The organism is Streptomyces sp. NPDC090045 (assembly GCF_044747975.1).
Classification (GTDB): Bacteria; Actinomycetota; Actinomycetes; order Streptomycetales; family Streptomycetaceae; genus Streptomyces.
On sequence record NZ_JBIVFA010000014.1, the window covers coordinates 237643 to 251601 of the forward strand.

Consider the following 13959-nt stretch of genomic DNA (forward strand, 5'->3'; position numbering starts at 1 on the left):
CCGTCGATCCGCACACCTGTGGCCTATGTCCGAATCGCGCACGTTTCCCGCCCTGTTGCGGTCCTGAACCTCTCCCCGGGGGTTTGTGTTTTCCAGGCAAAAGCGGTTTCCTTTCCACGTACTGCTTTTCGATGAAAGGAAATCCCGGTGGCACAGAAGGTTCAGGTCCTTCTTGTCGACGACCTCGACGGTGGCGAGGCGGACGAGACGGTGACGTTCGCTCTGGACGGCAAGACCTACGAGATCGACCTCACCACCGCCAACGCTGAAAAGCTCCGCGGTCTGCTCGACCCGTACACCAAGGGCGGCCGCCGCACCGGTGGCCGCGCCTCCGCGGCACGCGCCAAGGGCCGCGCCTCGGCGACGACCGGCAACCCGGACACCGCGGAGATCCGCGCGTGGGCCAAGGAGAACGGTTACAACGTGAACGACCGCGGCCGCGTCCCGGCCGAGATCCGCGAGGCCTACGAGAAGACCAAGGGCTGACGGACCCCCGCCGTACGCCGGCCCAGGCGGGCCCGGTGGCATTCCGTCGCCGCCGCCGCCACCAGGCGTACGAGATCGGGCCCGGCGGTGCCCTTGCCGGGGCCGGGCAGGGCCGGCAGCAGTGCCTCACACCCCTGCTCGGGGGGTCGCAGCCACACGGCGGCCCCCCGAGGGCTTTCTCCCAGGGGCTGCCCCGGGGGAGCCGGGGCGGTGATCCGGCCACCCGCACCCAGGGCGGTCAGATCCAGGGCGACCCCGCCCCATTCCAGCCAGTCGAGCAGCCCCTCCAGCTCCTCTGCGCTCCCCGCGGCCACCAGGAACCGCATCCGGCGCCCCATGAGCGCCACCGGGCCCGTGGCGACCGGCCTGCGCAGCAGCGCCGCACCCGCATCGGACGGCAGCTCCAGCACGTCGAACCGGATCCCGGTCGCGAGCAGGCCGGGCGGACCGCCCGTGACGGCCCAGCCGAGCACCCTCTCGTACCAGGAGGCGTACGCGCCCTCCCCGGGCGCGACGCGGGGGAGCGGGACGGTCGGCGCAGCGGTTACGGCCATACCCGGAGCAACTCGCGAAACGCTCCCGGGTTACGGTCTCCGTGACACACCGCACTCACTCATATGCGGAACGTAAACATCTGTGGAGGCGGAGTCCCGCATTCGAGACGGAACTGTGTTCGCCCTTAGCTGAGGCGACCGGTGCCGGGGGCATGGAGTGTCAGTCCTTACGGGTAAGACATTCCTAGTGGATCGGGGCGACACGCTGATTTGACGGGCTCCCGTTCGCCGTCGGCGTACACGCATGACGGGTATCTGCCTGGCCTGCGGGAACATCGTCTCGCACCATCGAGTTGGAGCAGTTGTCGGCTCTCCGAGCCGGTTTTCCCGCTGATGCAGGGGTGAGCCGGGGACGGATGTCGGCAGTTGGAATGAGCTGTCCCGCCCCACGGGACTAGCATGCGGAAGGACAGGGCGGGGACCGACCCCGAACTGCCCGACCGCTCTGAGGAGCGATAAACGATGTTCGAGAGGTTCACCGACCGCGCGCGGCGGGTTGTCGTCCTGGCTCAGGAAGAAGCCCGGATGCTCAACCACAACTACATCGGCACCGAGCACATCCTCCTGGGCTTGATCCACGAGGGTGAGGGTGTCGCCGCTAAGGCCCTGGAGAGCCTCGGGATTTCGCTCGAGGCTGTTCGCCAGCAGGTTGAGGAGATCATCGGTCAGGGGCAGCAGGCCCCGTCCGGCCACATCCCCTTCACCCCGCGGGCGAAGAAGGTCCTGGAGCTTTCGCTCCGAGAGGCCCTCCAGCTCGGCCACAACTACATCGGCACCGAGCACATCCTGCTCGGCCTGATCCGCGAGGGCGAGGGCGTCGCCGCCCAGGTCCTCGTGAAGCTGGGCGCCGATCTCAACCGAGTCAGGCAGCAGGTCATCCAGCTGCTCTCCGGCTACACCGGTGGAGGCAAGGAGTCGGCCACGGCCGGCGGGCCGGCCGAGGGCACGCCCTCGACCTCGCTCGTCCTGGACCAGTTCGGCCGCAACCTCACCCAGGCGGCCCGCGAATCCAAGCTCGACCCGGTCATCGGGCGCGAGAAGGAGATCGAGCGGGTCATGCAGGTGCTGTCCCGCCGTACGAAGAACAACCCGGTCCTCATCGGCGAGCCCGGCGTCGGCAAGACCGCCGTCGTCGAGGGCCTGGCCCAGGCGATCGTCAAGGGCGAGGTTCCCGAGACGCTGAAGGACAAGCACCTCTACACGCTTGACCTCGGCGCCCTGGTCGCGGGTTCCCGCTACCGCGGTGACTTCGAGGAGCGCCTGAAGAAGGTGCTCAAGGAGATCCGCACCCGCGGCGACATCATCCTGTTCATCGACGAGCTCCACACCCTCGTGGGTGCGGGCGCCGCCGAGGGCGCGATCGACGCCGCCAGCATCCTCAAGCCCATGCTGGCCCGTGGTGAGCTCCAGACCATCGGTGCCACGACGCTGGACGAGTACCGCAAGCACCTCGAGAAGGACGCGGCCCTCGAGCGCCGCTTCCAGCCGATCCAGGTGGCGGAGCCTTCCCTCCCCCACACGATCGAGATCCTCAAGGGCCTGCGCGACCGCTACGAGGCCCACCACCGCGTCTCCATCACGGACGAGGCCCTCGTCCAGGCGGCGACGCTGGCGGACCGGTACATCTCGGACCGCTTCCTCCCGGACAAGGCGATCGACCTGATCGACGAGGCCGGCTCCCGGATGCGCATCCGCCGGATGACCGCGCCGCCGGACCTCCGCGAGTTCGACGAGAAGATCGCGGCCGTGCGCCGTGACAAGGAGTCGGCCATCGACTCCCAGGACTTCGAGAAGGCGGCTTCTCTCCGCGACAAGGAGAAGCAGCTCCTTGCGGGGAAGACCAAGCGCGAGAAGGAATGGAAGGCCGGCGACATGGACGTCGTCGCCGAGGTCGACGGCGAGCTCATCGCCGAGGTCCTCGCGACCGCGACCGGCATTCCCGTCTTCAAGCTCACCGAGGAGGAGTCCTCGCGACTGCTCCGCATGGAGGACGAGCTCCACCGCCGGGTCATCGGCCAGAAGGACGCCATCAAGGCGCTCTCCCAGGCGATCCGCCGTACCCGTGCGGGTCTGAAGGACCCGAAGCGCCCGGGTGGCTCGTTCATCTTCGCCGGCCCGTCCGGTGTCGGTAAGACGGAGCTCTCGAAGACGCTCGCCGAATTCCTCTTCGGTGACGAGGACGCGCTGATCTCCCTCGACATGTCGGAGTTCAGCGAGAAGCACACGGTTTCCCGTCTCTTCGGTTCGCCCCCCGGCTACGTGGGCTACGAAGAGGGCGGCCAGCTCACCGAGAAGGTGCGCCGGAAGCCGTTCTCCGTCGTCCTCTTCGACGAGGTCGAGAAGGCCCACCCGGATATCTTCAATTCCCTTCTCCAGATCCTGGAAGACGGTCGTCTGACCGACTCCCAGGGCCGGGTCGTGGACTTCAAGAACACGGTCATCATCATGACGACCAACCTGGGTACCCGGGACATCTCGAAGGGCTTCAACCTGGGCTTCGCGGCGCAGGGAGACACCAAGACCGGTTACGAGCGGATGAAGGCGAAGGTCAACGAAGAGCTCAAGCAGCACTTCCGGCCCGAGTTCCTGAACCGCGTCGACGACACGGTCGTCTTCCACCAGCTCACCGAGGAAGACATCATCCAGATCGTCGACCTCATGATCGCGAAGGTCGACGAGCGCCTGAAGGACCGCGACATGGGCATCGAGCTGAGCGGCGACGCCAAGCTCCTGCTCGCCAAGCGCGGCTACGACCCGATCCTGGGTGCCCGGCCGCTGCGCCGGACCATCCAGCGCGAGATCGAGGACATCCTGTCGGAGAAGATCCTCTTCGGCGAGCTGCGTCCCGGTCACATCGTGGTCGTCGGCAAGGAGGGTGAGGGCGAGGAAGCCAAGTTCACCTTCCGCGGCGAGGAGAAGTCGGCTCTGCCCGACCTCCCCCCGATCGAGGCCACGGGCTCCGGCCCGGACCTGTCGAAGGGCGCGTAACCCCCCTGGGGTAGGCAGCAGTACGAAGGGGCGGCCCGGAACCCACGAGGTTCCGGGCCGCCCCTTCGTCATGGCCTCGGGCAGCAGCTCTCCGTGCCGGGTCAGGGTGCGCAGGGGGAGGACGTACGGGATCGGCCCGTCGGCGGGGCTGCGGGCGGCGGAGACGGCCTCGGAGCCTAGTGACCTGGGCCTCAGACGGCCCTGGTTCCGGTGGGGGCGAAGGTCGGGGGCCGGTGACAAGCCGCACAAGACAAAACGGACGTACTAGGTCGTTTCGTAGATCCAATGCACCCCGCCACAGGACCTTCGCCCCTGGAGAGAGGCCGTCAACGGGGCGCGTCACACGGGCGGCGCTACGAGTTCCGGTAGTAATCGGGACGTTTGGGGAAGTCCCGGGCCACGGGTTACCAAGGATGAGCCAACCCGGCACTCGCTCGATCGTGCCGGGTTACTCCATGCCTCTCACAGGTGTGAAACCCCCTCGTCCCCGGCCCCGGAGGTCTGCACATGTTCGCGAAGCGCGTCTACACCCGTCGTACCCGTATCGCTGTCGGCACCACCGCTCTCGGTGCGGTGCTGGCCCTCGGGGCGGGCACGACCGCCGCGTTCGCAGACGCCCCGCAGACCGCTGTCACCGCCAAGGCGGCCGGCGCCGCCGGTGCCGCGGGCGCCTCGAAGACCGGCCTGTGGGACAAGCCGCTGGAGAAGTACACGCTGTCCGCGACCTTCGGCAAGGGCGGCAGCATGTGGTCGCACAAGCACTCCGGCCAGGACTTCGCCGTTCCGGTCGGCACCCCGGTCAAGTCCGCGGCCGCCGGCACCGTCGTGAAGGCCGGCCCGAACGGCGGCGGCGACGGCCCCGCGTACGGCAACGCCATCGTGATCAAGCACGCGAACAACACGTACTCGCAGTACGCGCACCTCTCGAGGATCCAGGTCAAGATCGGCCAGAAGGTCGCCGCCTCCCAGCGCATCGCGCTGTCGGGCAACACCGGCAACTCCAGCGGCCCGCACCTGCACTTCGAGATCCGCACCACCCCGAACTACGGCTCGGCCGTCAACCCGGTCGCCTTCCTGCGGAACGCCGGCGTTCGCATCTGACCCGACCGACCGGTCCCCGTGACCGTCCCCACGACCCGGCCCCGCCGGCTGCTCAGGTGAGCAGCCAGGCGTGGGCCGGCTTCGTTTCCGCCCCGAGCTTGCCCTCCTTGTACGCGGCCGCCTGCTCCGGCGTGAAGGCCGTGTCGTAGATCTTGATGTTGTGCAGGGCGCCCTGCCAGGCACCGGTCCAGATGTTGTGGTGCTTGGAGCGGCCCAGCTGGAGCGGACCGGGGGCCTGCCAGAGGGGCGGCACCTGGGTGGTCTCGCCGGCCTTCTTGCCCTCCACGTAGAGCGCGATGGTCTTCTTCTCGGCGTCGTAGGTGGCCATCAGCATCGTGGGGGTCTTCAGCACGGTGGGGCCCTCGGCGGCGACGGTCCTCGTCGTCGCCGCGGCGCCCTTGTCGCCGGTCTGCACGCGGAAGATCCAGGCCTGCTTGCCGCCCACCTCGTTCACGCCCAGCTCGAAGGAGAACGACTCCCCGTCGCCCTGGCTGATGGCGATCCGCGAGCCCTTGGTGCCGGAGCTGTAGACGCGGGCCGTGACGGTGAAGCTCTTGGTCACGTCCACGACCGGCTCGGCGGACTGGGCGTAGGAGTTCGCGTTGCCCTTGCCCACGATCTGGAAGCGCTTGCCCAGCGGGCCGAGCTGGAAGTCGGGGCCGAGCCGGATGCCGGTCTTGCCGTAGCTGTCGCGCAGCAGGGTCGCGTCGCCCTCGACGGTCGCGGTGTAGCCCGCGGGGGACTTCGAATCGACGGGCTCCGGCGAGGCGGACGTGGAGGGCTGGGCATCGGCCCCGTCCGGCCCGTCGCCGTTGTCGCCCAGCAGGAAGAACGTTCCGCCGCCGGCCAGCAGCGCCAGTACGGTCACCCCGCCGCCGATCATCCACAGCCGCTTCTTGCGCCGCTCGGCCGTGGACCGGTCGGCCATGGCCTCCCAGTCGGGCTGCGGCGTCGAGGATATGCCGGGCTGGGCGGACTGGGCCGGGGGCCACTGCCCTCCGGCGCCCTGCTGCTGGTACGGGTTCGGCTGCTGCCCCTGCTGCGGGTAGCCGTAGCCGTACCCCTCGCCACCGTCGGCCGGGTAGCCGTAACCGCCCTGGCCGCCGTCGTGCCGGGGCGGGCCTGACGGGGGGCCGTAGCCGCCGCCCTGCCCGGGCGGGCCCGGAGGGAACCCGTATCCGCCGCTCCCCGGGGCGGGCGAGGGCTGCGGGTTGCTCGGGGGATTCACGGCGTCGGTCATGCCAGGGATGCTAAAACACTGGCCCCCGTAGTCGTACCGCCCGGTACCGCTCGGGCCGCTCCGAGGCCTGCGGGCTGCGGATGCGGCGGGCGGACCGCAGGCCCTCCCGCGGTGCCATCCGGGACCTCCATTACGCCCCGGACCGGTGCGCAGGTCACGCCACGGGAACTCGGGGCTTGACGGTCCGGCCCCAGCCCTACGGCAGCTTGATCACCGGGAAGCTGCCCGTCGCCGTCGGGGCGTGCTCCGGCAGCCACAGGACCGCCACCGCGCCCGCCGCCCTGCCCTCGCGGTCGAAGCCGCCCGGGGCCGCCACGTTGCGGAAGGTCAGCCGGGCGCCCAGGACCCGGGCCTGGCCCTCCGCGATGGTCAGGCCCAGCCCGTGGCCCACGCCCGCGCGGTCCGTCGACCCGGTCCGGAACCGGCTGGGCCCCTCGCGCAGCAGTGCCTCCGGGAAGCCCGGCCCGTGGTCGCGGACCCGTACGACCCGGCCCTCCACGTCGACCTGGATCGGCGGCTGCCCGTACCGCGCGGCATTGGCCAGCAGGTTCCCCAGGATCCGCTCCAGCCGCCGCGGGTCGGTGCTGACGATCTCGTCCGCGACGACCCGTACGGTCGCCTCCGGCATCAGCGAGGTCACCCGCCGGCTCACGAACTCGCCCAGCGCCACGTCCTGGAGCTCCGCCCGCTCGGACGCGCTGTCCAGCCGGGCCACCTCCAGTACGTCCTCGACCAGCGCGCGCAGCGCCTGCGCCCGGTCCCGGACCAGCTCGGTCGGCCGTCCCGGAGGCAGCAGTTCCGCCGCCGTGAGCAGGCCCGTCACCGGCGTGCGCAGCTCGTGCGCGATGTCCGCCGTCACCCGCCGCTCGGCCTCCAGCCGCTGCTGCAGCGCATCGGCCATGGCGTCCACGGCCCGTGCCAGGTCGTCCGTCTCGTCGCGGACGACGCCCCCGACCGCGTCCCGCACCCGTACGTCGGGATCACCGTGCGCCACCCGCTGCGCGGCGGCCGCGGCCTTGCGCAGCCTGCGCGAGATCTGCCCGCCGATGAGCACGCCGAGCGCCGATCCGCCGATCACGGCGGCCAGCCCGCCGACGACCAGGGCCCGGTCCAGGTCGGGGATCAGGTTGGCGCTCTCCCGGAACTGCGTGTGCAGCGACAGCACCTGCCCGTTCTCCAGCGGCACGGCGGCCCACACCTCGGGCAGCCCGTGCGGCCGCTCCTGGATGTAGGTCCCGCGCCGTCCCGACTGCGCCTTGTGCCGCAGCTCGGCGGGGAGTTCGGGGTCGTTGAGCTTGGCGCCCATCGGCGGCTTGCGTCCGGCGTCGGCGTTGCGGGAGATGAACTGCACGCGGTCCAGCTGCACTTCGCGCGCGCTCTCCAGCATCGACACGCGGGCAGCACTGTGCACCACCAGGCTCAGCGCGATCGTGACGAGGGCGCCCACGGCGGCGATGGCGACTGTGATCTTCCAGCGGATCCCCGTACGGAGGGTGAACCGTCTCATGCCTTCAGCTTGTATCCGAAGCCTCGGACCGTTTCGATCCGGTCCTGCCCGATCTTGGTGCGCAGGCGCTGCACGTGGACGTCGACCACGCGGGTGTCGCCGCCCCAGTCGTAGTCCCAGACCCGTTCCAGCAGGCGGTCGCGCGACAGTACGGTGCCGGGCGCCGAGGAGAACTCCAGCAGCAGCCGCATCTCGGTCGGCGTCAGTGCCACGGCGGCGCCCGAACGGCGGACCTCCATGCCCTCGGTGTCCACCTCCAGGTCGCCGAAGGAGAGCACGCCGCGCTCCGCGTCCGACATGTCGTGCGCGGAGCCCGGTCCGCCGTTCTGCGGGCCGCCGGAGTGGTCGAAGCGGCGCAGCACCGCCCGGATGCGGGCCACGAGCACGGACCCGTCGAAGGGCTTGGTGACGTAGTCGTCGGCGCCCGCCTCCAGGCCCAGCACCACGTCGATGGAGTCGGCGCGCGCCGACAGCATGATGACGGGGACGGTGGACTCGTCGCGGATGCGGCGGCACAGGCTCACGCCGTCCATGCCCGGGACCATCACGTCGAGCAGTGCGATGTCCGGCTGGTCGGCGCGGAAGGACTCCAGGCCGGACAGGCCGTCGGGCATGGCGGTGACCACGAACCCGTCGCGTTCCAGCGCCAGGGTCGTGGCCTCACGGATGACGTCGTCGTCCTCCACGAACAGGACATGGGTCTCGGCCATGCGGGAGCCTCGCCTCGGTTCTTCTGTGCTCAGTTCTTCTGACTCGTGGCCGGGGCGGGCTGGACACCGCCGTCGATCACGTTGCTGTACTCCGAGTGCACTCGGTCGTGCTCGGTGAACGTCTCCCCGTTCCAGCGGTACGTGATCACGTCCTCGCCCGACGGATAGGAGAGCGGGTCGCTCTTTCCGTAGACCTGCTTCGTGACCACCAGGTCGCCCCGGTCGATCTCCGCGTAGACGGGTGGCTGTTCGTCCGAGAACACATTCTCGTACGAGCCGCCGTCCGCCCGGTACACGTACGAGCCGCGGCCCAGGGCGTCGGCGCAGGACAGGACGTTGACGACGATGTCGACGACGGCGCTGCCGGTGACCTTCCCGTAGCTCACGTCCACCGGGTACTCCTTGCCCGTACAGGGCTTGAGGTCCCGTTTGATCTCCGCGCTGACCTTCGGGTCCGCCTTGAGCAGCGCGACGGGGTCGACCTTCTTCAGCGGCCGGCCGGACGCGGGGGCCGAGCCCGAGGGGGCGTCGGCGGAGGTGGACGGGGCGGCCGGGCTGGCCTTGGCCACGGTGTCGGAGCGGGCGGGGCCGCCGTCGCGCAGGCCGGTGCCGCCGGTCGCGCAACCGACCGCGAACACGGCAGTGCCGACGAGGACGACCGTCCCCGCCGACACCAGTACCAGCGATCTTCCACTGGTCAGAACTTGGCCTTTCAGGCCGCGCACCGCTCACGCCCCTCGTACCGCATGGTGTGGTCACCGCGCTCCAGCGCCCGCATGTCGAGGTCCCGGCTCTCCAGTTCCTGCCGGAGGCGGGCCAGCGCGCGGTGCAGAGTGCTCTTCACGGTACCCGCAGACATTCCGAGTGCCGCGGCCGTCTCCTCGGTGCTCATCTGCTCCCAGTGTCGCAGCACGACCACACTGCGCTGCTTGGGCGCGAGCACCTTGAGGATGTCCATCAGCAGGGCGCGGTCGGCGCGCTGGTCGGAACCGTCCTCGACGGAGGCGTCGGGGAGCTGCTCGGTGGGGACCTCTTCGAGCTTGCGGGCCCGCCACCACTCGGTACGAGTGTTGATCATGACGCGGCGCAGGTAGGCGTCGGCCAGGGACTTGTCGGCGATGCCGTCCCAGCGGCCGTAGGTGCGCACGAGCGCGGTCTGCAGGAGGTCCTGGGCGTCGGTGGGGTCCGGGACCAGGCGCCGGGCGCTGCGCAGCAGCGCGTCCTGCCGGGTGCGTACGTACTCTTCGAATCCGAGTACCTCACCGTGCGCCATTCGAGACCGCCTCCGCTGCCGTCCACCGCTCATCCGCTGTCTTACGGATTCGAAGGTACGGAGGGGTTGTCACGGGCCTGTGCGAGCCAGCCTTCGGTGGGCGCACGGACACCCATAGGTTGTGTAACAGCGCCGTGAGCTGGGGTTTCCCGAGCAGAAGCGGAATCATCGCCTCAGTTCCAAGGTCGACTACGCGTGGTCGCGGAGCCGTCGCCGACAGCTCCGCTCAGGTCTGCGGAAGGCGGTACATGCCTCCGTCGAGGGGTTCCACCAGCCCGTCCGAGAGCAGCCCGTCCAGCGCCCGGGCCCGCTGCACCGGCTCGTCCCACACCGTGTCGAGCACGGCCTGCGGAACGGCGCCCACCGCGTCCCGGAGCACCGCGAGGAGCTTGCCGCGCACCTGCCGGTCGGTCCCGGCGTACGTCTGCCCGCGCCGCGGCGGTCCCTCGTGCGCCGGCTTCCCGGCCAGGCGCCACGCGCACAGCCCGGCCACCGGGCAGCGGACGCAGTCCGGGCTCTTCGCGGTGCACACCAGCGCGCCGAGCTCCATCGAGGCCGCCGCCCAGCGCGCCGCGGTCGCCTCGTCCTCGGGCAGCAGGGCCCGGGCCAGGCGCCGTTCCGCGGCGGTGGTGGCGTTCGGCGGGTACTCCACCCCGGTGGCGGTGCGCGCGAAGACCCGCCGGACGTTCGTGTCGAGGACGGCGTGCCGCTGCCCGTACGCGAAGGAGGCCACGGCGGCCGCCGTGTACTCGCCGATCCCGGGCAGCGAGAGGAGCTGTGCGTGCTCCCGCGGTACGTCGCCCCCGTGCCGCTCCGTTATGGCGACGGCCGCGCCGTGCAGCCGCAGGGCGCGCCGCGGGTAGCCGAGCCGCCCCCAGGCCCGTACGGCTTCTCCGGGGGCCTCGGCGGCCAGGTCGGCGGGGCGGGGCCACCGGGCGAGCCACTGCTCGTAGACCGGGAGGACCCGGCTGACCGGGGTCTGCTGGAGCATGAACTCGCTGACCATGACCCCCCAGGGGCCGGCCTCGGGGCGGCGCCAGGGCAGGTCGCGGGCGTGCTCGTCGAACCACGCGATGACGGGGGAGTGCAGCGCGTGCGGGGCGTCGGGGGACACGGTCGTGGCGGAAGCGGGAGATGCAGTCATGACAGACGGCATCCTGGCACGTTTCGGGTCCCTCCCGCCGGGCCCGGGCCGGTGAACCAGACGGCGGCGCGGACCCCGCTCGCCCGCATGGCGGCGATGATCGCACTGATCGGACCGGTGAGGGCGAGGACGATGAGGGCGGCGACCGAACCGCCCAGCAGCAGGCCCAACGCCACGTCGTGCGGGTAGTGCACGCCGACGAAGACCCGGGAGAAGGCCATCAGCAGGGCGAGCGGCACGGTCAGCAGCGCGAGCCGGCGTACGGCCAGGGTCAGCGCCACGGTGGCGGCGCCCGCGATGGCCGCGTGATTGCTGGGGAACGACCAGTCGCCCGGTGCCGGGCACGCGACCAGCGAGGCGGCGGCCCCGGCGACGGCGCGGCAGGGCCGCTCCTCGGCCACGGTGGACTTCACCGCCTCCGAGGCGACGTACGCGACGGCGGTGGCCAGTGGGGCGAGGACGGCGAGCGCGACCGGCCGGGGGCCGCCGCGGGCGCGCGAGCGCCACCAGACGGCCGTGAAGAGCACGCCGAAGAGCAGGAGCCCGTGGGCCGTCCAGGCCTCGAACGCGGACTGCACCCATCCGGGTGTGGAACGGGCGAAACCGGTGATGTCGAGGTAGAGGCCTGAGCTGTCCATGGCTACCGAACGTAGTCAAAGCGGATTAATCTCCGCATCAGACCTCTGGCCGGTTCCCGGTGGTTCCGGATACGCCCGCAGGATGATCATCGGCAAATCAAGCCCGCTGCGCGGCATGTGGGGCGCTGATCGGGCCGCGAACTCTCGTAAAGTTCCGTCCGTGGGATCTCTGCGCAATCCGGTCGGGCCGCTCCCCTCCTCCATCTACTGGCGACGGAGGGCTGTGCTGGCGTCCGTCGTCGCGCTCCTCGCGCTCCTCGCCGTATGGACCGTCAGTTCCGGCGGAGGGAAGACGAGTACGAACGGAAAGGGCCAGAGCGGCCCAGACCCCGTCGCCTCGATCACCCCCGGCCCGGCCGGCACGGGCCCCGCGATCAGTGCGGCCCCCGGCGGGCGTCCGGAGACGGGCAGCGGCGGAACCACCGGCTCCGAAGGCGGCGGAACGGGCGGCGCGGGCAAGAACGGTGAGCCGGGCAGCGGCACGGCCACGAGCGGCGGCTCCGGCACGGGCGGCGGCGCGGCGGCCGGCCCGGCGCAGGTCCCGGCGGACTCCCCGCTCCCCACGTGCGCGCCGGGTGCGCTGCAGTGGGAGGTCAAGAGCGCGAAGAACGAGTACGAGGCGAACGAGAAGCCCCGGCTCGAACTGGTCGCCCGCAACACCTCCGGCACCACCTGCAAGATCGACCTCGGCCCGAGGCAGGCGGTCCTGACCATCCTTCAGGCGAGCAGCAGCAAGGCGGTGTGGTCCTCGGCGGACTGCCCGCCGGGCGCGGGCAACGCGTTCTTCCGGCTGCCGGCGCAGGGGGAGACGAAGCAGGCGCTGGAATGGGACCGGAGGTTCAGCGCGGCCGACCAGTGCCAGTCGCCTCCGGCGGGGTCTGCGGCTCCCGACACCTACGTGGTCGAGGTCAAGTCCCCCGGCATGCCGGTCGCCCGCACCTCGTTCGTCCTGAAGCAGGACTAATACGGGGGCTCCGCCCCCGAACCCCGGTGGGGCTGGGTTATGCCCGGCGGACGGCCTCGGCCAAATCCAGCCTCGCCGGCGTTTGAGGCGCGGGGTCTGGGGCGGAGCCCCAGCAGCGGACCCGCAAGGTCAGACGTACCGCTCGAGGATCGAGGACTCCGCCAGGCGGGAGAGGCCCTCGCGGACGCTGCGCGCACGGGCCTCGCCGACGCCGTCGACCGTCTGGAGGTCGTCCACCGACGCCGCCAGCAGCTTCTGCAGGCCGCCGAAGTGCTCCACGAGCCGTTCGATGATGGCCCCCGGCAGCCGGGGAACCTTCGCCAGCAGCCGGTACCCGCGGGGCGACACCGCCGAGTCCAGGGTCTCCGGCGAGCCCGTGTACCCCAGCGCCTTCGCCACGATCGCCAGCTCCAGCAGCTCCGGATGCGTCAGCGCGTCCAGTTCCGCCAGCGCCTCGTCCACCGTGCGGGACCGCTTCGCCGTCGGCTCCGGCACGTAGTCCCGGATGACGAGCTCCCGCTCCTGCTCGATGCCGACCGTCAGCTCGTCCAGCTGCAGCGACAGCAGTCGCCCGTCCGTGCCCAGTTCGACCACGTACTCGGCGATCTCGGTCGCGATCCGGCGGACCATTTCCAGCCGCTGCGCGACCGCCGTCACGTCGCGGACCGTGACCAGGTCCTCGATCTCCAGGGCCGACAGCGTGCCCGCGACCTCGTCGAGGCGCAGCTTGTACCGCTCCAGCGTGGCCAGCGCCTGGTTCGCCCGCGACAGGATCGCCCCGGACTCCTCCAGGACCCGCCGCTCCCCGTCCACGTACAGCGCGATGAGCCGCATCGACTGGGAGACGGAGACCACCGGGAAGCCGCACTGCTTGGAGACGCGGTCCGCCGTGCGGTGCCGCGTACCGGTCTCCTCCGTCGGGATCGACGCGTCCGGCACCAGCTGCACACCGGCCCGCAGGATCTTGGTGATGTCCTTGTCGAGGATGAGCGCGCCGTCGAGCTTGCACAGCTCGCGCAGCCGGGTCGCGGTGAACTCCACGTCCAGGACGAAACCACCGGTGCACATGGCCTCGACGGACTTGTCCATGCCGAGGACGATGAGCCCGCCGGTGTTGCCGCGGACGATCCGCTCCAAGCCGTCACGCAGCGGCTGACCAGGTGCGACCGCGCTCAGCGAGGCGCGCATCATGGCCTCCTGCTTGGAGCTCGCGCCCGACTTCCCGGATGCTGCTGCCCCGTCCTTGGCTGCCACTGCACTCCTCCGGTCGCGGGTTGCGCCGCCCCGCGCCGCGGGCACGAGGACGTGCGTACGGCCGGGCGGACCAGCACAAAGTCTACCGGCGCGCGCTGCG

13 protein-coding genes are annotated in these 13959 nt (G+C 70.9%); 4 read left to right on the top strand and 9 right to left on the bottom strand.

The genetic code is table 11. The features are described from left to right. Positions 1 to 147 precede the first annotated feature (147 nt). The gene (locus tag ACIPYQ_RS31665) at positions 148 to 486 is read left to right on the top strand and encodes an Lsr2 family protein (RefSeq protein WP_327415603.1); all 339 of its coding nucleotides are present in this window, start codon (positions 148 to 150) and stop codon (positions 484 to 486) included. Here the strand turns inward: ACIPYQ_RS31665 and ACIPYQ_RS31670 are convergent. Continuing rightward, on the bottom strand, positions 465 to 1040 hold the full coding sequence (locus tag ACIPYQ_RS31670) for an SCO3374 family protein (protein WP_401257388.1): 576 nt from the start codon (positions 1038 to 1040) through the stop codon (positions 465 to 467). The genes ACIPYQ_RS31665 and ACIPYQ_RS31670 overlap by 22 nt on opposite strands. Before the next feature lie 462 nt (positions 1041 to 1502). Between ACIPYQ_RS31670 and ACIPYQ_RS31675 the strand changes: the two genes are divergently transcribed. After that, positions 1503 to 4028, top strand: coding sequence for an ATP-dependent Clp protease ATP-binding subunit (locus ACIPYQ_RS31675; RefSeq protein WP_327415605.1), 2526 nt, complete (start codon positions 1503 to 1505; stop codon positions 4026 to 4028). 507 nt (positions 4029 to 4535) lie between these two features. Then, positions 4536 to 5129 carry a M23 family metallopeptidase gene (locus tag ACIPYQ_RS31680; RefSeq protein ID WP_401257390.1) on the top strand — a complete coding sequence of 198 codons (594 nt, stop codon included), beginning with the start codon at positions 4536 to 4538 and terminating at the stop codon, positions 5127 to 5129. Between the two features lie 52 nt (positions 5130 to 5181). Here ACIPYQ_RS31680 and ACIPYQ_RS31685 read toward each other — a convergent pair whose 3' ends face one another. From ACIPYQ_RS31685 to ACIPYQ_RS31715, 7 genes are all read right to left on the bottom strand, one after another. Beyond that, the gene (locus tag ACIPYQ_RS31685; protein WP_401257392.1) at positions 5182 to 6369 is read right to left on the bottom strand and encodes a LamG-like jellyroll fold domain-containing protein; all 1188 of its coding nucleotides are present in this window, start codon (positions 6367 to 6369) and stop codon (positions 5182 to 5184) included. Between the two features lie 196 nt (positions 6370 to 6565). Beyond that, the gene (gene cseC, locus ACIPYQ_RS31690; protein ID WP_401257394.1) at positions 6566 to 7876 is read right to left on the bottom strand and encodes a two-component system sensor histidine kinase CseC; all 1311 of its coding nucleotides are present in this window, start codon (positions 7874 to 7876) and stop codon (positions 6566 to 6568) included. After that, positions 7873 to 8586 carry a two-component system response regulator CseB gene (gene cseB / locus ACIPYQ_RS31695; RefSeq protein WP_401257396.1) on the bottom strand — a complete coding sequence of 238 codons (714 nt, stop codon included), beginning with the start codon at positions 8584 to 8586 and terminating at the stop codon, positions 7873 to 7875. Before cseB ends, cseC begins: the two co-directional genes overlap by 4 nt. Before the next feature lie 29 nt (positions 8587 to 8615). Then, positions 8616 to 9311: a hypothetical protein gene (locus ACIPYQ_RS31700; protein WP_401257398.1), complete on the bottom strand. Its 696-nt coding sequence runs from the start codon at positions 9309 to 9311 to the stop codon at positions 8616 to 8618. Further along, positions 9299 to 9859, bottom strand: coding sequence for a SigE family RNA polymerase sigma factor (locus ACIPYQ_RS31705; RefSeq protein WP_030010715.1), 561 nt, complete (start codon positions 9857 to 9859; stop codon positions 9299 to 9301). The genes ACIPYQ_RS31700 and ACIPYQ_RS31705 overlap by 13 nt, the downstream gene beginning before the upstream one ends. A 226-nt stretch (positions 9860 to 10085) precedes the next feature. Then, positions 10086 to 11003 (bottom strand): A/G-specific adenine glycosylase, encoded by a 918-nt coding sequence (locus tag ACIPYQ_RS31710; RefSeq protein WP_401257400.1) that lies wholly within the window; start codon positions 11001 to 11003, stop codon positions 10086 to 10088. After that, on the bottom strand, positions 11000 to 11641 hold the full coding sequence (locus ACIPYQ_RS31715) for a phosphatase PAP2 family protein (protein WP_401257402.1): 642 nt from the start codon (positions 11639 to 11641) through the stop codon (positions 11000 to 11002). The genes ACIPYQ_RS31710 and ACIPYQ_RS31715 overlap by 4 nt, the downstream gene beginning before the upstream one ends. 160 nt (positions 11642 to 11801) lie before the next feature. Here ACIPYQ_RS31715 and ACIPYQ_RS31720 point away from each other — a divergent pair, with 160 nt between their 5' ends. Next, positions 11802 to 12605, top strand: a complete 804-nt coding sequence (locus tag ACIPYQ_RS31720; protein ID WP_401257404.1) for a hypothetical protein — start codon at positions 11802 to 11804, stop codon at positions 12603 to 12605. Positions 12606 to 12734: 129 nt separating this feature from the next. Here ACIPYQ_RS31720 and disA read toward each other — a convergent pair whose 3' ends face one another. Then, positions 12735 to 13859, bottom strand: a complete 1125-nt coding sequence (gene disA, locus ACIPYQ_RS31725) for a DNA integrity scanning diadenylate cyclase DisA (RefSeq protein WP_361769502.1) — start codon at positions 13857 to 13859, stop codon at positions 12735 to 12737. Between the last annotated feature and the right edge of the window lie 100 nt (positions 13860 to 13959).

What these genes read in the sequence shown, in the direction of transcription:
- ACIPYQ_RS31670 (WP_401257388.1), bottom strand. Translation starts at nt 1,040, where the DNA reads ATGGCCGTAACCGCTGCGCCGACCGTCCCGCTCCCCCGCGTCGCGCCC.
- ACIPYQ_RS31675 (WP_327415605.1), top strand. Translation starts at nt 1,503, where the DNA reads ATGTTCGAGAGGTTCACCGACCGCGCGCGGCGGGTTGTCGTCCTGGCT.
- ACIPYQ_RS31680 (WP_401257390.1), top strand. Translation starts at nt 4,536, where the DNA reads ATGTTCGCGAAGCGCGTCTACACCCGTCGTACCCGTATCGCTGTCGGC.
- ACIPYQ_RS31685 (WP_401257392.1), bottom strand. Translation starts at nt 6,369, where the DNA reads ATGACCGACGCCGTGAATCCCCCGAGCAACCCGCAGCCCTCGCCCGCC.
- cseC (WP_401257394.1), bottom strand. Translation starts at nt 7,876, where the DNA reads ATGAGACGGTTCACCCTCCGTACGGGGATCCGCTGGAAGATCACAGTC.
- cseB (WP_401257396.1), bottom strand. Translation starts at nt 8,586, where the DNA reads ATGGCCGAGACCCATGTCCTGTTCGTGGAGGACGACGACGTCATCCGT.
- ACIPYQ_RS31705 (WP_030010715.1), bottom strand. Translation starts at nt 9,859, where the DNA reads ATGGCGCACGGTGAGGTACTCGGATTCGAAGAGTACGTACGCACCCGG.
- ACIPYQ_RS31710 (WP_401257400.1), bottom strand. Translation starts at nt 11,003, where the DNA reads ATGACTGCATCTCCCGCTTCCGCCACGACCGTGTCCCCCGACGCCCCG.
- ACIPYQ_RS31715 (WP_401257402.1), bottom strand. Translation starts at nt 11,641, where the DNA reads ATGGACAGCTCAGGCCTCTACCTCGACATCACCGGTTTCGCCCGTTCC.